Consider the following 18,818-nt stretch of genomic DNA (forward strand, 5'->3'; position numbering starts at 1 on the left):
CGCGCGGCAGCTTGGCGCCGCGCAGGTAGATCCACGACAGCGTGGATTCCAGCAGCGCCGTCATCACGGGGTCATCGCGCGGTGCTTGCTGGCCCAGAATCACGGATACGTCCGTGTTCGCGCGTGGGCGAATTTGAGCAGTGAACCCACCGACAACTCTCCGCGGTCCTGCTCGGCCTTCTGCACCAGGGCGAGGGAAACCCCTGCGGCATCCGCGAGTCCCTGCTGTGTCAGATCGGAGCCCCGTAGGTGCTTGATGCGCTGCCCGTTCGTAAGGTCGGCCCAGTTGCTCACGATCACCCCAGTGCGTTTGCAGGCTGCTGTACTCCGATGGTAGGTCCCGACACCCGGGCGCCCGGGGCGAACGAAACAGACGCAAGACAGGGGCACACCCGGCGCCCGGCCTCAGATGAACCGAAGGGTGGGCCCCGACGACCCGGGAGACCCACCTTCGTGCGGTGTTGGTGTGCAGGACGTCGGCGGGACGCGCGGTGGTTGCGCTGATCAGTAGGGTGCCGGTTCATGACGGGACGCTCCGGCGCGGAACTGCGCCGCACTCTCGGGCTCGGCGACGCCGTGGTCATCGGGCTCGGCTCCATGCTGGGCGCCGGGATCTTCGCCGCTCTGGCGCCGGCCGCCCGGGCCGCCGGTACGGGACTACTGCTCGGGCTCGCGCTCGCTGCCGTGGTCGCGTACTGCAACGCCATGTCGTCGGCGCGCCTCGCCGCCCGGTATCCGGCTTCGGGCGGCACGTATGTGTACGGGCGGGAGCGGCTCGGCGAGTTCTGGGGCTACCTGGCGGGCTGGGCGTTCGTGGTCGGCAAGACGGCCTCCTGCGCGGCGATGGCGCTCACCGTGGGCTCGTATGTGTGGCCCGGTCAGGCGCAGGCGGTGGCGGTCGCCGCGGTGGTGGCGCTGACGGCGGTGAACTACGGCGGGGTGAAGAAGTCGGCCTGGCTGACGCGGGCGATCGTGGCGGTGGTGCTGGCGGTGCTCGCCGGGGTGGTGGTCGTGTGCCTGGTCTCCGGGCGGGCCGATGCCGGGGAGCTGGGTCTGGCATCGGATGCTGGTGCGGGTGGGGTGCTTCAGGCGGCCGGGCTGCTGTTCTTCGCCTTCGCGGGGTACGCGCGGATCGCGACGCTCGGTGAGGAGGTGCGGGACCCGGAGCGCACCATCCCGCGGGCGGTGCCGCTGGCTCTCGGGATCGCGCTGGTGGTGTATGCGGCGGTCGCGGCGGCTGTGCTCTCGGTACTGGGTGCGCGGGAGCTCGGGGAGGCCGCGGCGCCGCTGGCGGAGGCGGTGCGGGCGGCGGGGCTGCCGGAGGCAGCGCCGGTGGTGCGGGTGGGTGCGGCGGTGGCCGCGCTGGGGTCGCTGCTGGCGCTGATCCTGGGGGTGTCGCGGACGGTGCTGGCGATGGCCCGGGACCGGCATCTGCCGGTGGCTCTGAGCGCCGTCCATCCGCGCTTCCAGGTGCCGCACCGGGCGGAGCCGGCCGTGGGGGCGGTCGTTGCCGTGCTCGCCGCCACGGTGGACCTGCGGGGCGCGATCGGGTTCTCGTCCTTCGGCGTGCTGCTCTACTACGCGGTGGCCAACGCGTCGGCGTGGACGCTGGATTCGCGGCCGACGGCGCGGCTGCTGCCGGCGGTGGGGCTGGCCGGGTGCCTGCTGCTGGCGTTCTCCCTGCCGGTGCTGTCGGTCGTGGTGGGGGCGGGAGTACTGGCGGTGGGCGTGGTCGCCTACGGGCTGCGGCGATGGCGGTGGCGGTGACGGTGGCGGTAGTGGGTCGGGCGGTGAGGCCCGGGCGGTCGGGAACGGAGTCCGGGTAGGCAGTGGCCTCGTTGCGGATTGCCGGGGGGCGGCAAGGCTGGGCAGGGCAGGGCAGAAGGGCCAAGGACGAACTCGGGGACGGGCCGCTGCGTGCGGAGCGCCTGCGGTGGAGACGGCAGGCTGCCGCGGGGGCCGGGGACGAACTCCGGGCGGCACCTAGACGAACTCCGGGCGGCACCTATGTGACTGCGGGCGCCGGCCAGGCGGAGGCGAAAGGAAGCAGGGGCTCGGGGACAGACCCCGGATCGGCCGCAACGCCCCCGGCCAATGCAGCCCCCCTCCGCCTACCGCCCCGCCGCGAACGCCTGGTCCGTGCGGACGATGTCGCGGCCCATCGGCAGCAGGGACACCGGGATCAGCTTGAAGTTGGCGATGCCGAGCGGGATGCCGATGATCGTCAGGCACAGGGCCAGGCCGGTGAAGATGTGGCCGAGGGCCAGCCACCAGCCGGCGAGGATCAGCCACAGGACGTTGCCGATGACGGAGCCGGCGCCGGCGTCCCGGCGTTCGACCGTGGTGTAGCCGAAGGGCCACAGGGCGTAGACGCCGATGCGGAAGGCGGCTATGCCGAACGGGATGCCGATGATGGTGATACAGAGCAGCACGCCGGCGAGCATGTAGCCGAGGAACAGCCAGAGGCCGCTCAGTATGAGCCAGATGATGTTGAGGATGGTCTTCACCGCGGGCCACCTGCCATCTTTTCGAGTCGGGCGATGCGTTCTGCCATGGGCGGGTGGGTGGAGAAGAGCTTCGACATCCCCTGGCCAGGGCGGAACGGGTTGGCGATCATCATGTGGCTGGCCGTCTCGATGCGGGGCTCGGGAGGCAGCGGGAGCTGCTTGGTGCCGAGCTCCAGCTTGCGGAGCGCGCTCGCGAGGGCGAGCGGGTCGCCGGTGAGCTGGGAGCCGGAGGCGTCCGCCTCGTACTCGCGGGAGCGGCTGATGGCCAGCTGGATCAGGGTGGCGGCAAGCGGTCCCAGGATCATGATCAGCAGCATGCCGAGCAGGCCGGGGCCGTCGTCGTCGTCGGAACGGCCGATGGGGATCAGCCAGGCGAAGTTGACCAGGAACATGATCACGGAGGCGAGGGCTCCGGCGACCGAGGAGATCAGGATGTCCCGGTTGTAGACGTGGCTGAGCTCATGGCCGATGACACCGCGCAGCTCCCGCTCGTCGAGCAGGCGCAGAATGCCCTCGGTGCAGCAGACTGCGGCGTTGCGCGGATTGCGACCGGTGGCGAAGGCGTTGGGCGCCTCCGTCGGGGAGATGTAGAGCCGGGGCATGGGCTGGCGGGCCTGCGTGGAGAGCTCGCGGACCATGCGGTACAGCCCCGGGGCCTCGAACTCGCTGACCGGGCGGGCCCGCATGGCGCGCAGGGCCAGCTTGTCGCTGTTCCAGTACGCGTAGGCGTTGGTGCCGAGGGCGACCAGGACGGCGATGACGAGCCCCGCGCGGCCGAAGAAGCTGCCGATGACGATGATCAGTGCGGACAGGCTTCCGAGGAGGACCGCAGTCCTGAGCCCGTTGTGCCGGCGGTGCACGGTACACCCTCCAAGTCGTGCGGCAGGGGAACCCTTGCTGGCTGATCTTCCTTGTGATCGGCGCTGCCACTGGTCGTAGTGGTGTCACGTCCAGTGGACCCTCCCGTACCGGTCAACGCCAGGCGAACTGGACTAGTTCCCTTGTGCGCGGGGTGGCGCGTGTCAACCGACCGGGTGACGAAGGCCCGTTCCGCAGGCGTGAGGGCACGCGCGAGGGCGCTCGCGAGTGCGCGTACGGGCGCGCGGAACGGGCCGGCCGGAGACGCGGTGCGCCGGTCCGAACGACGGCGCGACGAGCCGGCCGGGACGGGGGCAGGGGCCGGTCAGAACAGGCCCGTGTCGGTGAAGCGGAGGATCAGCTGGGGCGCGCCGGACAGGGCGATGCCGAGGACGCCGGTGACAGCGAGCGCGGCGGTGAGCGGTGCCGGGAGGCGGTGCGCGGCCGGTGCGCCCTCGGGGGCGCGGAACAGCAGGGCCGTCCACTTGAGGTAGTAGACCAGGGCGATCACGACGTTGACGGCCATGACGACGGCCAGCCAGCCCAGTCCCGCGTCCACGGCGGCGGAGAACACGGTGACCTTGGCGAACAGGCCGACGATGCCCGGCGGGAGTCCGGCGAGGCAGAGCAGGAAGAAGGCGAGCAGGAGCGCGGTGAGAGGGCTGGCGGCGTACAGGCCGCGGTAGTCGGAGACACGGTTGAGGGGCTGGGTGCGGCCGACGACGGCGGCGACCGCGAAGGCGCCGAGGTTCACCGCGCCGTACATCAGCGCGTAGGCGAGGGTGGAGCCGATCGCCCGGTCGGGGTCGGCGGCGTACCCGGCGGCGGCGATCGGCACCAGGAGGTAGCCGGCCTGGCCGACGGAGGACCAGGCGAGCAGGCGTACCGCGCTGTGGGCGCGGGTGGCCTGCTGGCGGAGGGCGCCGACGTTGCCGGCGGTCATGGTGAGCGCGGCCAGCACGGCGAGGGCCGGGCCCCAGACGTCGGCGTAGGAGGGGAAGGCGACGACGGTGACGAGGATCAGGCCGGAGAAGCCGACCGCCTTGCCGATGACGGACAGGTAGGCGGCGATGGGGAGGGGGGCGCCGACGTAGGTGTCGGGCACCCAGAAGTGGAAGGGGACGGCGGCGGTCTTGAAGGCGAAGCCGATCAGGGTGAGGACGACGCCGGTCTGGGTGAGGGTCCCCAGCTGGCCGCCGGCGTCCTGGATGCGCTCGGCCACCAGGGTGAGGTGGAGGGTGCCGGTGGCGGCGTAGACGAAGCTGATGCCGAGCAGGGTGACCGCGGTGGCGGTGACGGAGGAGAGGAAGAACTTCAGGGCCGCCTCGGACGACTTGCGGTCGCCGTGGCGGAGGCCGACCAGGGCGAACGCGGGCAGGGAGGCGACCTCCAGGGCGACGACGAGGGTCGCGAGGTCCCGGGAGGCGGGCAGCAGGGCGGCGCCGGCGGCGGAGGAGAGGAGGAGGAACCAGTACTCGCCCTCGGGGAGGCGCCGGTTCTCGTCCTTGAGGGCGGTGACCGACAGGAGCGCGGCGAGGAGGGCGCCGCCGAGCACCAGGAACTGGATGACGAGGGTGAACCGGTCGGCGGTGTAGCTGCACACGCCCGGGTCGCCGACCAGGCAGAAGGTGCCGCGGTCGGCGTCGAGGAGGGGCAGCAGCATGAGGGTGGCGGCGGCGAGCCCGGCCACGGCCAGCCGGCCGAGCAGCGGCTTGCGCGACTCGGCAACGAACAGGTCGGCGACCAGGACGGCGAGTCCGACGACCGCGGCGATGGTGGGCGGGGCGATGGCCAGCCAGTCGACGGACTGGACGAGGGAGCTCATCGGGTGCCTCCTGCGAGGAGCTGCTGCACGGCCGGGTCGGTCAGCCCGAGGAGGGCCCTGGGCCACAGCCCGGCGACGACGGTGAGGACGACGAGCGGGGTCCAGGCCGCGAACTCGTAGCCGCGCACGTCGGTGAGTTTCGGGGCCTCATCGGGGGCGGCGCCCATGCAGACCCGGCGGACCACGACCAGCAGGTAGGCGGCGGTCAGCAGGGTGCCGAAGGCGCCGATCGCCATGAAGGTGAGGAAGGCGGGGCGGCTGAGGCCCTCGGCGGGGTCGAAGGCGCCGAACAGGGCGAGCATCTCGCCCCAGAACCCGGCGAGTCCGGGCAGTCCGAGGGAGGCGACGGCGCCGAAGGCGAGCAGTCCGCCGAGGCGGGGGGCCTTGCCGTAGAGGGCGGCGCCGGTCTCCTCGGCGAGGGTGTCGAGATCGGTGCTGCCGGTGCGCTCCTTCAGGCCGCCGACCAGGAAGAACAGCAGGCCGGTGATGAGGCCGTGGGCGATGTTGGCGAACAGGGCGCCGTTGACGCCGGTCGGGGTCATGGTGGCGATGCCGAGCAGCACGAAGCCCATGTGGCCGACGGAGGAGTAGGCGATCAGGCGCTTGAGGTCGCCGTTGGCGCCGCGCCTGGCGAGGGCGAGGCAGGCCAGGGATCCGTAGATGATGCCGACGACGGCGAAGGCCGCCAGGTACGGGGCGAAGGTGCGGAAGCCGTCGGGTGCGGCGGGGAGCAGGATGCGGACGAATCCGTAGGTGCCCATCTTCAGCAGGACGCCGGCCAGCAGCACCGAGCCGACGGTCGGCGCGGCGGTGTGCGCGTCGGGCAGCCAGCTGTGCAGCGGCCACATCGGGGTCTTGACGGCGAGCCCGAGCCCGATCGCCAGTACGGCGATGACCTGCACGGATGTGGTCAGTGACCGGCCGTTGTCAGTGGCGAGTGCCACCATGTCGAACGTGCCCGCCTTGATTCCGATCAGGAGCAGGCCCAGCAGCATGACCACGGAGCCGAGCAGCGTGTAGAGGACGAACCTCCAGGCGGCCTCGGCCCGGCCCTCGCCGCCCCAGCGGGCGATGAGGAAGTACATCGGGATCAGGACCATCTCGAAGGCGAGGAAGAACAGGATCAGGTCGAGGACGGCGAAGGTCGCGAGGGTGCCGGACTCGAGGACGAGCACCAGCGCGACGAAGGCCTTCGGGGCGGGTCCCGCGGGCGGCTTGAAGTACGAGTAGAGCGCGCAGAGGAAGGTCAGCAGCGCGGTCAGGACCAGAAGGGGGAGGGAGATGCCGTCGGTGCCGAGGTGGATCCGCACGTCGAGTGCGGGGATCCAGCTGATGTCGGTGGTGGCCTGCATCTTCGACGGCTGGTCGTGGTCGAAGCCCAGCGCGAGGACGATCACCGCGATGAGGACGGCGCCGGTCACGGTGACGCCGTGGCGCAGCACGGCCTGCTCGGGTGACTTCCCCTTCAGCCCGGGCGGGGCGGGCAGCAGGGCCGCGGCGGCCCCGAGGAGCGGGGCGACGACGGTGAACGCCAGAAGGAACTGCATCACGGACTCGCTGATATCGATCACGCCTGCTCACGCTCCCGTGGCGACGAGGACGACGGCCACCGCGAGCACGACGGTGCCGGCGAACAGCGCGCTCACATAGGTCTGCACATTGCCGGTCTGGGCCCCGCGCACGGCGGCGCCGAGCCAGCGGGGCAGGGCACCCGCGCCGCGTACGTAGGTCTCCACGACCTCGCGGTCGAGGAAGGACACCAGGCTCGCGCCGGCCCGGACGGGGCGGACGAAGAGGGCCGAGTACACGGCGTCGAGGTGGAAGCCGACGGCCGCGTGCCGGTGGAGCGGGCCCAGCAGGAGCCGGCCGGGGTCGGCCGGGTCGGGTGCGTGGGCCACGTCCCCGTAGGCGGGCTCGTGGGTGGCGATGGCCTCGGCCTCGACCCGGGCGGCGTCGCCCTGCGGGTGCGCGGCGACGGCGCCGAGCGGGACGCCGGCGGCTTTGGCGCTGGTGTGCCGCCAGGCGGCGTAGGTGACGATGCCGCCGGCCACGGCCAGGCCCGTGCCGAGCACGGAGGTGGTGAGGGTCGGGCCGAGGTCGTGGCCGTCGAACCAGTCGGGCAGCGTCCGGAAGGCGAGGCCGCCCAGGGCGATCGAGGGCACCGCGAGCACCCAGAGCACGGTGGTCATGGTGAGCGGCTGCCGGCCGTGGTCGGGGGCCTCGGCGCCGTGGCCGCGGAACGCCAGCAGCCACAGGCGCATCGCGTACGCGGCGGTGAGCAGCGCGGTGACGAGGCCGGCGAGCAGGACGATCCAGCCCGCGGCGGCGGGGGCCCGGCCGGTGTCGCCGGTGCCGGTGACCACGTGTTCGGCGACGCCGAGGACGGCCTCCTTGGAGAAGAAGCCGGCGAACGGCGGGATCGCGGCGAGCGCGAGCAGCGCGACGGTCATCGTCCAGTAGGCGTCCGGGACGCGGTCGCGCAGCCCGCTCATGCGGGACATGGCGGCGAGCGAGTTGGTGCCGGCGGCGTGGATGATCACGCCGGCGGCGAGGAACAGCAGCGCCTTGAAGGCGCCGTGGGACAGGAGGTGGAAGACGGCGGCACCGCGGTCGGCGACGGCGAGCGCGCCGGTCATGTAGCCGAGCTGGCCGATCGTCGAGTAGGCGAGGACGCGCTTGATGTCGTCCTGGGCCAGCGCGGCGAGCGCCGAGCCGGTCATGGTCACGGCCGCCATCACGGCGAGGACGGTCATCGCGGCCTGGGAGGCCTCGAACAGCGGGAGGAGACGGGCGATGAAGTAGACACCGGCGGCGACCATCGTCGCGGCGTGGATCAGCGCGGAGACGGGCGTCGGGCCCGCCATCGCGTCGGGCAGCCAGGTGTGCAGCGGGAACTGCGCCGACTTGCCCGCCACGCCCGCCAGGAGCAGCAGGGCGATCAGCGTGGGGTGCGCGATGTCCCCGTTGGCGACGGCGCCGAGGATCCGGGTGATGCGGAACGACCCGGCGTCGGCGGCCAGCGCGAACAGGCCGATGAGGAAGGGGACGTCGCCGAGCTTGGTGACCAGGAAGGCCTTGAGGGAGGCGGCGCGTGCCTCGGGGGTCTCCCAGTAGTGGCCGACCAGGAAGTAGGAGCAGATGCCCATGACTTCCCAGCCGACCAGCAGCACCATCAGGTCGCCCGAGTAGACGACCAGCAGCATCGCGGAGGTGAACAGGGAGACCAGGGCGGCGTAGGACGGGTAGCGCGGGCCGTCGCGCAGATAGCCCGTGGAGTAGATCTGCACACAGCTGGCGACGACGCCGACCAGGACGGCCGTCAGGGCGGCGAAGCCGTCGACGAACAGGGCGAGCTCGATCGGCACCGAGCCGGTGGGCGTGAGTTCGGTGGCCGCCTCCACGGCCCGGTCACCGCCTTGGCGGGCGGCGACGGTCGCGGCCAGGGCGAGGGAGGCGAGCGTCGGCAGCACGGCCAGCGGGCGGACGAAACCGGGCGCGGTGCGGCCCACGAGGAGTCCGGCGATCGCGCCGAGGAACGGAAGGAGGGGGACGAGGACGGCGAGGGTGGTCGTGGTCACGCTGTGGCCTCAGCCTTCTCGCCGGCCGCCGGGATCGCGGAGGCGTCACTGCCGTGGGCGTCGCCGCCGGGGCCGTCGGGCTCATGGCCCTCGGCGGTGTCGCGGAGTTTGTCGATGTGCGCCGTGCCGCGGTTGCGGTACACGGCGAGGACGATCGCCAGGCCGATGCCGATCTCGGCGGCGGCGATGGCGATGGTGAACAGGGTCAGCGCCTGACCGGAGTGCAGTGTGTCCCGGGCGGCGCGGCTGAGCCAGGCGTCGAAGGCGACCAGGTTGAGGTTGACGGCGTTGAGCATCAGCTCGACCGACATCAGCACCAGGATCGCGTTGCGCCGGGCGAGGACCCCGTACAAGCCGGTGCAGAAGAGGAGGACGGACAGGACGGCCGGATAGGCGAGGTGCATCAGCGGTCACCTTCCTTGTCTGCCAGGGACGCCGCGTCCGCCTGGGCCCCCGCGTCCGCCTGGGACCCGGCGTCTGCCTGGGACCCCGCCTTCGCCTTGCGGGACAGGACGATCGCGCCGACCAGGGCCGCCAGGAGGAGGACGGAGAGGGCCTCGAAGGGGAGGACCCAGTGCTGGAAGAGGCTCGCGCCGGTCACCTCGGTGGTTCCGGAGGGGGCGCCGTCCAGGTCGATCCAGGTGGCGCGGAAGGCGTCGGCCACGACCCAGACGAGGGCCGCCGCGGCGGCGACGGCCACCGCCAGGGCTGCCCAGCGGTTGCCCGAGTCGGCGTCCGGGGAGCGGCCGATGGGGGCGCGGGTGAGCATCAGACCGAACAGGAGGAGCACGACGACGGAACCGACGTAGATGAGGACCTGCACCCAGGCGATGAACTCGGCGGTGAGCAGCAGGTACTCGACGGCGAGGCCGCCGAGGGCCACCACCAGCCACAGGGCGGCGTGCACCAGCTGCCGGGTGGTGACGGTGACGACGGCGGCGCCGAGGGTGACCAGTCCGACGAGGAGGAAGGCGATCTCCACCCCGGTGGGCGAGAGGAAGCCCTGGGTCTCGGCGGCCAGGTGTGCGGTGCCGGGCGCGAGGCCGGCGGCGGTCGCTGCGAGCGTCATTCCCGCTCCTCCTGCCGTGACTGTCCGGCCTGCCGCTGGGCCAGCTTGTCGGCGGTCTTGCGGGCCGCGGCGAGCTCCTTCGGCTCCTCGGCGCCGGGGTCGAGGGCCGGCGGCGCGGGGACCGTCCACATCCACTCGCGGAGCTTGTCGCGCTCGTGGGTGAGGTCGCGGATGTCGGTCTCGGCGTACTCGAACTCCGGGGACCAGAACAGCGCGTCGAAGGGGCAGACCTCGATGCAGATACCGCAGTACATGCAGAGGGAGAAGTCGATGGCGAAGCGGTCCAGGACGTTGCGGCTGCGCTCGCGGCCGCCCGGGGTCGCCGCCGGGATCGTCTCCTTGTGGGAGTCGATGTAGATGCACCAGTCCGGGCACTCGCGGGCGCACAGCATGCAGACCGTGCAGTTCTCCTCGAACAGTCCGATCACACCGCGGGTGCGGGGCGGCAGCTCGGGCTGGGCCTCCGGGTACTGGTCGGTGACGGACTTCTTCGTCATCGTCCGCAGGGTGACGGCCAGGCCCTTGGCCAGGCCGGAGCCGGGGATCGGGGCCATTACAGGAACACCACCTTGACGATGCCGGTGAGGGCGATCTGGGCGAGGGCGAGGGGCACGAGGAGGGTCCAGGAGAACTTCTGCAGCTGGTCCTCGCGCAGGCGCGGGTAGGTGACGCGGAGCCAGATGACGACGAAGGCGAGCACGGCGGTCTTCAGCAGGGTCCACACCCAGCCGAGTCCGTCGGCGCCCCAGGGTCCGTGCCAGCCGCCGAGGAACAGGACGGTGGTCAGCCCGCACAGCACGACGATCCCGGCGTACTCGGCGAGCAGGAACAGGGCGAAGCGCAGGCCCGTGTACTCGGTGTAGGCACCGAAGATGATCTCCGAGTCGGCGACGGGCATGTCGAACGGCGGCCGCTGGAGCTCCGCCAGCCCCGCGATGAAGAAGACGAGCGCTCCGGTGATCTGCCAGGGCAGCCACCACCACTCGAAGGCGTCGAGGATGCCGACCAGCGACACGGTGCCGGCCGCCATCGCCACCGAGGCGGCGGCGAGCAGCATCGGCAGCTCGTAGGCGAGCAGCTGGGCGGCGGTGCGCAGACCGCCGAGGAGGGAAAATTTGTTGGCCGACGCCCAGCCGGCCATCAGCGAGCCGAGGACGCCGACGCCCATGACGGCCAGCACGAAGAACACGCCCGCGTCCAGCACCTGCCCGACGGCACCCTCGCCGGGGCCGATCGGGATGGCGAGCAGGACGAGGAGGTAGGGCAGCAGGGCGACGGCCGGGGCGAGCTGGAACACCCGGCGGTCCGCGCCGGCCGGGACGACGTCCTCCTTCTGCGCGAACTTCACCCCGTCCGCGATGAGCTGGGCCCAGCCGTGGAAGCCGCCGGCGTACATGGGGCCGACGCGGCCCTGCATGTGCGCCATCACCTTGTGCTCGGTCTGACCGACGATCAGAGGGAAGGTGAGGAAGACGACGAAGACGAGCAGGAGTCGCAGGGTGACGTCGAGCACGTCGTTCACTGCGGGCCTCCTGCGGGGTCGTCGGGGGTGCGGTCGGGGTCGGGGTCCGGGGCGGGGTCCGGGGCGGGGACCGACTGCTCGGGGGTGGAGTCGGACTCCGGGGCGCGGTCCGACCGCTTGGCGGTGGAGTCGGGCTCCGGGGCCGAATCGAATTGCTCGGGCGCGGAGTCGGGCCCGGTAGCGGAACCGGACTCCGGGGCGGAATCCGACTGCGGGGTGGAATCCGGCTCCGGGGTGGAGTCGGACTGCTCGGGAGCGGGAGCGGGAGCGGCGTCGGGCTTGCGGGACTGCTCGCGGGGCGCGCCGGTGTCCCTCCCGGCTGCCGTCTGCTTCTTGTCTGCCGTGTCCGTCTCGGCGCCTGCCTCGGTGTTCGTGCCGGCGGGCTGACCTTCGTCGCCGTCGCCGGTCCCGGCACGCGTCCCGGGCTCCGGCCCGGACTCCGGCTCCTCGTAAGCCGGACGGGGCTGGTGCCAGGGGGCGTCGGGGCTGCGGGGCGGGATTGAAGGCTTGCGGGCAGGCCGGTCGGCCCGGGGCGCGGCGGACGATTCGCTGCCCGTCCCCTGGGTGGCCTCGGGCGTCTCGCCCGTCTCCCGGGCGTCCTCCGGCGCCTCGGCCCGCTGGCTCGCGGAGCCTTCGGACGCGCTCCGGGTGCGGCGCGGCCCAGCGGAGGTTCCCTGCGCACCGGCTCGCCGCGAGGCGGAACCCTCGCTCGCGCTGCGCGCACGGCGCGGCGGACGGGCCGCCGGCTCGGCGGGTGCGGCCGCGTCCGGGGCGCCACCGGCACCGCCGGCCGTCTGGCTGACCGGGCCCTGCGAGGCCGAGCGCATCCGGCGCGGCGGCGCGGACGCCGGTTCACTCGCGCCCGTCGTGCCCGCGGCCTGCGAGGCGGAGCCCTCCGACGCCGATCGGGTACGGCGCACCGGGCGTTCGCCCGCGGCGCGGGCGCCCGCCGCCGCCCTGCCCGCACCGCGCGCCGGGCGGGCCGGGGCGGGCGGAAGGGTGCCCTTGAGCGGGCCCCACTCGTTCGGGTCGGGGACGCCGGGCGGCAGCATCTGGCGGCGCTTGGGTCCGCCGTGCTCGGACTCACCGGGCTCCTTGGCGCCCGGCCAGGCCTTGGCGACCCGGGCCGCCAGGACGAAGTCCTTGCGCAGGGGGTGGCCCTCGAAGCCTTCGGGGAGGAGCAGGTGGTCGAGGGACGGGTGGCCGGTGAAGACCACGCCGAACATCTCGTGCGTCTCCCGCTCGTGCCAGGCGGCGCCCGCGTAGACGCCGACGGCGGTGGGCAGGCTCGGGTCCTCGTGCGGGACGGTGGTGCGGATCAGCAGGCGCCGCACGGGTGCCAGGGCGGCGACATGGGCGGCCACGCGGATGCCCGTGCCCGGTTCGTCGACCGCGCTGAGCCAGTCGAAGTACGTGCAGCCGAGGAGGTCACGGGCGGTCTCCAGCGCGGTGATCCAGTCGGCGGGCGGCACGTCGACGGTCAGGACGTCGTACGACTCCTCCGCCGTGGCCTGAGCACCGAACAGCTCCTCGGTCTCCGCCGGGAGCCAGCCGACCACGGTCATCGCGTCTCCCCCTCACCCGCGTCGCCGTCGCCCCCACCGGACACACCGGACGGACCGCTCACGGAGTCACCACCGGACGCACCGGACGGACCGCTCACGGAGTCACCACCGGACGCACCGGACGGACCGCTCGCGGAGTCACCGGACGCACCGGCCGGCTTCGCCGGCTCCCCCGCCGCCGGCGGCTGCACCAGCCCGCTCCGCAGCGCCGCAGCCGAAGGACGGCCGGCCGCCGTCGTCTCGTACCGCTCCCCCAGCGACTCCCGGGCGATCTTCTCCTGCAGCTTGAGGATGCCCTGGAGCAGCGCCTCGGGCCGGGGCGGGCAGCCGGGGACGTAGACGTCGACCGGGATGATCTGGTCGACGCCCTTGGTGACGGAGTAGGAGTCCCAGTAGGGGCCGCCGCAGTTGCTGCAGGCGCCGAAGGAGATGACGTACTTCGGCTCGGGCATCTGCTCGTAGAGGCGCTTGACCGCCGGGGCCATCTTGTCCGTGACCGTGCCGGAGACGACCATCAGGTCGGCCTGGCGCGGGCCCGGCGCGAAGGGGATCACGCCGAGGCGGATGAAGTCGTGGCGGGCCATCGACGCGGCGATGAACTCGATCGCGCAGCAGGCGAGCCCGAAGTTGAAGACCCAGAGCGAGTAGCGGCGGCCCCAGTTGAGGACCACCTTCATCGGCTCCGGGGCCAGGCGCGCCAGGGCGCCCAGCCGCTTCGGCTCGGGCAGCAGTACGGGCTCCGGGGTCACGTCCATGTCAGGACGCCCTTCTTGTATGCGTAGAGCAGGCCCACGGCGAGGAAGCCGAGGAAGATGAACATCTCCACCAGGGTGGTCCCGCCGTAGCCGTCGGCGGCGAAGACGGTCGCCCAGGGGAAGAGGAAGATCGAGTCGACGGCGAAGATCACGTAGAGGAAGGCGTAGACGTAGTAGCGGACCTGGGTGTGGGCCCAGCCCTCACCGACGGGGTCGACGCCGCATTCGTAGGTCAGCAGCTTCTCGGGGGTGGGGACCACGGGCCGCAGCAGGCGTCCCGCGCCGAAGGCCACGGCGACGAACAGCACGCCGATGACGGCGAGCAGCCCGACGACCGAGTAGGCCTGGAAGTAGTCCGCCGCGACGACGACGGTGGCATCCAGCACGTCCGCCCCTCACTCCCGCTCTGGTGTCCCTGGTCCGTGCCTGGTGAACGCAGTTGTTCGACGGTCTGTACGCAGCGAGTCTAGGCCCTGATAAAGGCACGGTAAGCAGCCCCGTCGCCCTGCGGCATGCCCGGGGTGGGGTTTTCCTCAGGGGATCTCGGCGGGCGGCCTCATGGCGCGGAGCCCCTGGCGCCGGGCAGGCTGATGTGCATGACCGAACGCATCCCGCTCCGGGACCCGTCCGCGGGCACTGCGGTCCCGGCGCCGGCCGACCCCGGCGATCGTCCGCCGCCGCTCCGCCTCGCCTACGACTGGCACACCTGGAAGGAGATCGCCCACCTGCTGGCGAACCTCCCGTGCTCGCTGGTCGGCTTCACCTATGTGGTGACGGTGATGCTCACCGGTCTCGGGCTGACCGTGACGGTGATCGGCTTCCCGCTGCTGGCGATCGGCCTGCTGGGGGCGCGGCTGCTGGGCAGCTTCGAGCGGACGCGGGCCCGGCTGCTGCTCGGCGTGCACGTGGACGAGCCGAGCCGGCTGCCGCTGCACGGCTCGGGCGGGTTCTGGCCGCGGCTGTGGCTGGCGGTGAAGGACCCGGTGGGCTGGCGTGCGGTGCTGTACGAGTTCATCCGGCTGCCGTGGGGTGTGCTCACCTTCGCCGTCACGCTGACCTCGCTGTTCGTGCTGTGGCCGGTGCTGCCGTTCGTCGCGCGGGTGCTGGCCAACGCCGACCGGGCAATGGTGCGCGGCCTGCTGTCGCCCTCGGACGAACTGGAGCGGCGGATCGCCGAGCTGGAGTCCGACCGGGGCGTGGTCGTGGACACGGCCGCCGCCGACCTGCGCCGCATCGAGCGCGATCTGCACGACGGCGCCCAGGCCCGCCTGGTGAACCTGGCCATGGGCCTCGGTCTGGCCAAGGAGAAGCTGCTGGAGGACCCCGACGCGGCGGCGGCGATGGTCGAGGAGGCGCACGGCGAGGTGAAGCTGGCGCTGCAGGAGCTGCGCGACCTGGCCCGGGGCATCCATCCGGCGGTCCTCACCGACCGCGGCCTGGACGCGGCCCTGTCCTCGGTGGCCTCCCGCTGCACGGTCCCGGTGAAGGTGACGGTCGACCTGGACGAGCGTCCTGCCGCGGCCATCGAGGGCATCGCCTACTTCACCGTCTCCGAGCTGCTGCAGAACGTCAGCAAGCACAGCGGGGCCCGGTCCGCCTCGGTCGATGTGTGGCGCTCCCGGACCCGGCTGTTCATACAGGTGCAGGACGACGGCAGGGGCGGTGCGCGCCTCGACGCCGGTACGGGCATGCGGGGGCTCGCGGAGCGGCTGGACGCGGTGGACGGGCTGTTCGTCCTGGAGTCGCCGGAGGGCGGCGGCACGACGGTCACGGCGGAGCTCCCGTGGCGGGACCGGGAGAGGAACTGAGCACGGCCGTACGGAAGCAGCACGGGCGGAACTGTCCCATGGGGTGGGGTTAACCCCCGCTCCAAGACTGCGACGGACTCCATGGCCCCGCGACCTGCGCCGGAGCAGGCTGAAGCTACGACAGCACAGCCGCCGGAAGAGGAGTGAGGACGACGCCGATGGCCACGGACTACCAAGCGGGCTACGGACTCGACGCCGAGGCGCCGGGCGGCCGGCACCGGCTGCCGGCCGCGCTGCGGGCGCCGGTCGAGGGACGTACCTGGCGCGAGCTGGGTTATGTGCTGCTGAGTCTGCCGATCAGCGTGCTGCTGTTCTCCTACGCGGTCACCATGGTGTCGCTCGGCGCCGGTCTGCTGGTGACGTTCCTCGGGGTGCCGGTGCTGGCCGCGGCGCTGGCCGGCTGCCGGGGCCTCGGGGCGCTGGAGCGGGCGCGGGCGCGGGGCCTGCTGGATCTGGAGGTCGGTGAGCCGGAGCCGCTGCGGATGAAGCGGCAGGGCTTCACGGCGTGGATCGGCGCGGTGCTCAAGAGCGGGGCGTCGTGGCGGGCCCTGCTGTACGCGGTGCTGCACATGCCGTGGGCGATCTTCGCCTTCACCGTCGCGGTCGTCGTCTGGTCGATGGGGTGGACGCTGCTGACCTACCCCCTGTGGTTCTGGGTGTTCCCGCTGTACGCCGGGCAGGGCGGCATCCAGCTCTACGGCGACGACCAGCACACGGTCTATCTGGACAACCCCTTCGAGATCACGGTGACGGCGCTGGTGGGTCTGCTGATCACCATGGCCATGCCGTGGATCGTGCGGGCGCTGACGACGGTCGACCGGGTGATGGTGTACGGGCTGCTCGGGCCGTCCCGGCTGGCGACGCGGGTGGTGGAGCTGGAGTCCGACCGGGGTGTGGTCGTGGACACGGCCGCCGCCGACCTGCGCCGCATCGAGCGCGATCTGCACGACGGCGCCCAGGCCCGCCTGGTGAACCTCGCCATGGATCTGGGCCTGGCGAAGGAGAAGCTGCGGGAGGACCCGCGGACGGCGGCGCGGATGGTGGACGAGGCGCACGGCGAGGTGAAGACGGCGCTGCAGGAGCTGCGCGACCTGGCCCGGGGCATCCACCCCGCGGTCCTCACCGACCGCGGCCTGGACGCGGCCCTGTCCTCGGTGGCCTCCCGCTGCACGGTCCCGGTGAAGGTGACGGTCGACCTGGACGAGCGTCCTGCCGCGGCCATCGAGGGCATCGCCTACTTCACCGTCTCCGAGCTGCTGCAGAACATCAGCAAGCACTCGGGGGCGACCGCGGCGAGCGTCGAGGTGTGGCGGGCCGGGAACCGGCTGATGCTGCAGGTCGTGGACAACGGGGTCGGCGGGGCCGACCCGGACAGGGGTTCCGGCCTTGCGGGCCTCGCGGAACGCCTGGACGCGGTGGACGGCGTGCTGGTGATCGACTCCCCGGCCGGCGGCCCGACCCGCGTGACGGCGGAACTGCCCTGGCGCTCGGAGCGGGTGCGCTGAGCGTGGCTTCCCGGAGGTCGGGCGCCCGGCCCTGGTGCCGGCCGGGCGCCCGTGCTCACCGGTGAAGCAACTGATCACGTAAGGGCTGCGAGCCAGCCGTCCCCGGGCGGCGGGACGAAGAAGTAGCCGCCGCCGACGGTGAGCGTGTACTTGGCCAGGGCCTCGCCCCGCAGACGGTGCTGGACGGCCTCGAAGCCCTTGGCCAGGTCGCGCTGGAAGCAGCAGAAGATCAGTCCCTGGTCGTCGGCGCCGCGCCGGTAGTTGTAGCTGCGCCGGACCAGGGGCGGCGGATGACGCCGGTCGGGGGCGGCCCTGCGGACATGGGAGTCCAGGGGCGTGGTTCTGCCGTGCGGGTCGGCGGCGAAGACGGGCCGCTCGTCGCTGGGGGTGCCGTCCAGCCACCGGCCGTCCCTGCGGCGGCCGATGATGCGCTCCTGTTCACGGATGCTGTCACGGTCCCAGAAGTCGGTCGCCAGCCGGATGATGCGGATCACCTGATAGCTGCCTCCGACCGCCCAGGCCGGCTCGTCCTGGTCGGCTGTGACGATCGCACGCTCGGCGACTTCCGTGGACGTGGCGGGGTTTCCGTATCCCTCGGTGAAGTGGAAGGGGTTGCGCGCCAGTCCCCTGCCGTCCTCCGTGCGGTTCTCCGGCCGGAATCCGTCCAGGCGCCAGCGCACCCGCCACTGGGGCAAGGCCCTCAGTGTCCGATCCGCCGCCTGCCGGGTGACGCGGGCCGTCGTCCCGGTGATCTGCAGCAGAAGGTCCCCGTGGGACTGGGCGGGGTCCAGCACGTCGCCGGCGAATGCCGGCATCTGTCCGAGCTGCCGTGGTCTGCCCGACCGCGAGCCCAGGGCCCCTGCCCCCAGTGCCGCCCAGGCAGCGATCTCTCCGCCGTCGATCGCGGCGATGGCGCGATGTGCGGCGCGCAGGGCGTCGCGGCGGCGTTCGCCGTCCGCCAGGTCGAGGGAGATCACGCGGGTGTGAGGGAGGGGTGCCGTGCCGCGGAGCGGGGCGCTGTCACCCTGCTGCCGGGCCGACGGCCCTTCGGCCCTGACGTCGGCAACGATCAGCCCGCCGGTTCCGGTAGCGGCGACAGCCGCCGTGCCGGCGATGACAGCACGCCTGCTCATCCGCCTCAAGAGGCGTCTCCTTTCTCGGCTCCGGCGGACTGCTGGGCATCCGCGATGGCTCGCAAAAGATCGGTGGCGGCTCGGGCCACGTCGGGATCCACTGATGCTGTGAGGCCCTCGTACACATGCTGTCCGGCCAGGACGGCGTTCCGGGCGGCTTCCTCCCAGGCCACCTGTCGGGCCAGGCGCGTGCGGTGCCCGGAGGAGAAGGCCTTTGATGCGGCGCTCCATTGCCTGCCCGTGTAGATCTTCCGCAGGAGGTCGAGCACGTCCGCCTTGCACGTGACGTGGGGTGCACCGGCCAGTTCGATGAGGAACGGCACGGTCGGGGCTGCCGCCTCCTGCACGACGAAACCCAGTTCACAGACGAGGTCGCCCAATTCGTCCACGGCCTGTCGCGCCGTCTCGCGGTCGGCCCAGGCCACCGTGGACAACAGCGCCGGGACGGTACGTGCCGATGACCCCCTGGCTGCCTGGAGGCGGGTCCATTGCACGCGCTGCAGATTTCTGAGGATGCTTCCCACGTCGTCTCACCCGCCGGGATAGGTGTCGGTGATACCCAACCCGCGCATAAGAACCTGACATTCGGGGCATCCCGGAATCAGCCGTCTGATGCCAGGGTTGTTGAACGGCTTGTGCACCATGGCGAGACTCCTGCTTCCCTTGATCCGCTCACCTTCGAGGACCGCGTCG

The 18,818-nt window shown here is 72.3% G+C and carries 17 protein-coding genes and 1 pseudogene; 3 read left to right on the forward strand and 15 right to left on the reverse strand.

The features are described from left to right. Positions 1 to 76: 76 nt before the first annotated feature. Positions 77 to 294, reverse strand: a pseudogene (locus ABD198_RS30805) (helix-turn-helix domain-containing protein); the annotation flags it as partial. A 228-nt stretch (positions 295 to 522) separates the two neighbouring features. On the opposite strand from ABD198_RS30805, the gene ABD198_RS25935 reads away from it, so the two are divergent. Further along, positions 523 to 1,767, forward strand: a complete 1,245-nt coding sequence (locus ABD198_RS25935) for an APC family permease (protein ID WP_344006272.1) — start codon at positions 523 to 525, stop codon at positions 1,765 to 1,767. A gap of 344 nt (positions 1,768 to 2,111) precedes the next feature. On the opposite strand, the gene ABD198_RS25940 is transcribed toward ABD198_RS25935, so the two are convergent. The 12 genes from ABD198_RS25940 to ABD198_RS25995 form a co-directional block, all read right to left on the reverse strand. Then, entirely contained in the window at positions 2,112 to 2,507 is a 396-nt protein-coding gene (locus ABD198_RS25940) for a YccF domain-containing protein (protein WP_344006274.1), read from the reverse strand. After that, positions 2,504 to 3,367 carry a zinc metalloprotease HtpX gene (htpX, locus tag ABD198_RS25945; RefSeq protein ID WP_344006276.1) on the reverse strand — a complete coding sequence of 288 codons (864 nt, stop codon included), beginning with the start codon at positions 3,365 to 3,367 and terminating at the stop codon, positions 2,504 to 2,506. The genes ABD198_RS25940 and htpX overlap by 4 nt, the downstream gene beginning before the upstream one ends. Positions 3,368 to 3,690: 323 nt before the next feature. Further along, positions 3,691 to 5,190, reverse strand: a complete 1,500-nt coding sequence (locus tag ABD198_RS25950) for an NADH-quinone oxidoreductase subunit N (RefSeq protein WP_344006278.1) — start codon at positions 5,188 to 5,190, stop codon at positions 3,691 to 3,693. Next, positions 5,187 to 6,761, reverse strand: a complete 1,575-nt coding sequence (locus tag ABD198_RS25955) for a complex I subunit 4 family protein (RefSeq protein WP_344006280.1) — start codon at positions 6,759 to 6,761, stop codon at positions 5,187 to 5,189. The genes ABD198_RS25950 and ABD198_RS25955 overlap by 4 nt, the downstream gene beginning before the upstream one ends. Positions 6,762 to 6,767: 6 nt before the next feature. Next, a complete protein-coding gene (locus ABD198_RS25960; RefSeq protein WP_344006282.1) occupies positions 6,768 to 8,768 on the reverse strand; it encodes an NADH-quinone oxidoreductase subunit 5 family protein in 2,001 nt (666 codons plus the stop codon). Next, the gene (nuoK, locus tag ABD198_RS25965; protein ID WP_344006284.1) at positions 8,765 to 9,172 is read right to left on the reverse strand and encodes an NADH-quinone oxidoreductase subunit NuoK; all 408 of its coding nucleotides are present in this window, start codon (positions 9,170 to 9,172) and stop codon (positions 8,765 to 8,767) included. Before nuoK ends, ABD198_RS25960 begins: the two co-directional genes overlap by 4 nt. Next, positions 9,172 to 9,837, reverse strand: a complete 666-nt coding sequence (locus tag ABD198_RS25970; RefSeq protein WP_344006286.1) for an NADH-quinone oxidoreductase subunit J family protein — start codon at positions 9,835 to 9,837, stop codon at positions 9,172 to 9,174. The genes nuoK and ABD198_RS25970 overlap by 1 nt, the downstream gene beginning before the upstream one ends. Continuing rightward, the gene (locus tag ABD198_RS25975; RefSeq protein WP_344006288.1) at positions 9,834 to 10,391 is read right to left on the reverse strand and encodes a NuoI/complex I 23 kDa subunit family protein; all 558 of its coding nucleotides are present in this window, start codon (positions 10,389 to 10,391) and stop codon (positions 9,834 to 9,836) included. The genes ABD198_RS25970 and ABD198_RS25975 overlap by 4 nt, the downstream gene beginning before the upstream one ends. After that, positions 10,391 to 11,359, reverse strand: coding sequence for a complex I subunit 1/NuoH family protein (locus tag ABD198_RS25980; protein ID WP_344006290.1), 969 nt, complete (start codon positions 11,357 to 11,359; stop codon positions 10,391 to 10,393). Before ABD198_RS25980 ends, ABD198_RS25975 begins: the two co-directional genes overlap by 1 nt. After that, entirely contained in the window at positions 11,356 to 12,924 is a 1,569-nt protein-coding gene (locus ABD198_RS25985; protein WP_344006292.1) for an NADH-quinone oxidoreductase subunit C, read from the reverse strand. Before ABD198_RS25985 ends, ABD198_RS25980 begins: the two co-directional genes overlap by 4 nt. Beyond that, complete coding sequence (locus tag ABD198_RS25990; RefSeq protein WP_344006294.1) at positions 12,921 to 13,679, reverse strand: NADH-quinone oxidoreductase subunit B; 759 nt, start codon at positions 13,677 to 13,679, stop codon at positions 12,921 to 12,923. The genes ABD198_RS25985 and ABD198_RS25990 overlap by 4 nt, the downstream gene beginning before the upstream one ends. Then, positions 13,670 to 14,062, reverse strand: coding sequence for an NADH-quinone oxidoreductase subunit A (locus ABD198_RS25995; RefSeq protein WP_344006315.1), 393 nt, complete (start codon positions 14,060 to 14,062; stop codon positions 13,670 to 13,672). The genes ABD198_RS25990 and ABD198_RS25995 overlap by 10 nt, the downstream gene beginning before the upstream one ends. 213 nt (positions 14,063 to 14,275) lie before the next feature. Between ABD198_RS25995 and ABD198_RS26000 the strand changes: the two genes are divergently transcribed. Further along, positions 14,276 to 15,487, forward strand: coding sequence for a sensor histidine kinase (locus ABD198_RS26000; RefSeq protein WP_344006296.1), 1,212 nt, complete (start codon positions 14,276 to 14,278; stop codon positions 15,485 to 15,487). Between the two features lie 158 nt (positions 15,488 to 15,645). Beyond that, positions 15,646 to 16,992 carry a sensor histidine kinase gene (locus ABD198_RS26005; RefSeq protein WP_344006299.1) on the forward strand — a complete coding sequence of 449 codons (1,347 nt, stop codon included), beginning with the start codon at positions 15,646 to 15,648 and terminating at the stop codon, positions 16,990 to 16,992. A 74-nt stretch (positions 16,993 to 17,066) separates the two neighbouring features. Here ABD198_RS26005 and ABD198_RS26010 read toward each other — a convergent pair whose 3' ends face one another. Both ABD198_RS26010 and ABD198_RS26015 read right to left on the reverse strand, forming a co-directional pair. Next, positions 17,067 to 18,125: a Dyp-type peroxidase gene (locus ABD198_RS26010; protein ID WP_344006301.1), complete on the reverse strand. Its 1,059-nt coding sequence runs from the start codon at positions 18,123 to 18,125 to the stop codon at positions 17,067 to 17,069. A 5-nt stretch (positions 18,126 to 18,130) separates the two neighbouring features. Further along, the gene (locus ABD198_RS26015) at positions 18,131 to 18,649 is read right to left on the reverse strand and encodes a hypothetical protein (protein WP_344006303.1); all 519 of its coding nucleotides are present in this window, start codon (positions 18,647 to 18,649) and stop codon (positions 18,131 to 18,133) included. Positions 18,650 to 18,818: the final 169 nt, after the last annotated feature.

The organism is Streptomyces thermocarboxydovorans (genome assembly GCF_039524635.1).
GTDB lineage: Bacteria > Actinomycetota > Actinomycetes > Streptomycetales > Streptomycetaceae > Streptomyces > Streptomyces thermocarboxydovorans.

Bases quoted from the DNA above. Each gene is read 5' to 3' on its own strand.
- ABD198_RS25935 (WP_344006272.1), top strand. From the start codon at position 523: ATGACGGGACGCTCCGGCGCGGAACTGCGCCGCACTCTCGGGCTCGGC.
- ABD198_RS25950 (WP_344006278.1), bottom strand. From the start codon at position 5,190: ATGAGCTCCCTCGTCCAGTCCGTCGACTGGCTGGCCATCGCCCCGCCC.
- nuoK (WP_344006284.1), bottom strand. From the start codon at position 9,172: ATGCACCTCGCCTATCCGGCCGTCCTGTCCGTCCTCCTCTTCTGCACC.
- ABD198_RS25970 (WP_344006286.1), bottom strand. From the start codon at position 9,837: ATGACGCTCGCAGCGACCGCCGCCGGCCTCGCGCCCGGCACCGCACAC.
- ABD198_RS25975 (WP_344006288.1), bottom strand. From the start codon at position 10,391: ATGGCCCCGATCCCCGGCTCCGGCCTGGCCAAGGGCCTGGCCGTCACC.
- ABD198_RS25985 (WP_344006292.1), bottom strand. From the start codon at position 12,924: ATGACCGTGGTCGGCTGGCTCCCGGCGGAGACCGAGGAGCTGTTCGGT.
- ABD198_RS25990 (WP_344006294.1), bottom strand. From the start codon at position 13,679: ATGGACGTGACCCCGGAGCCCGTACTGCTGCCCGAGCCGAAGCGGCTG.
- ABD198_RS26000 (WP_344006296.1), top strand. From the start codon at position 14,276: ATGACCGAACGCATCCCGCTCCGGGACCCGTCCGCGGGCACTGCGGTC.
- ABD198_RS26005 (WP_344006299.1), top strand. From the start codon at position 15,646: ATGGCCACGGACTACCAAGCGGGCTACGGACTCGACGCCGAGGCGCCG.
- ABD198_RS26010 (WP_344006301.1), bottom strand. From the start codon at position 18,125: ATGAGCAGGCGTGCTGTCATCGCCGGCACGGCGGCTGTCGCCGCTACC.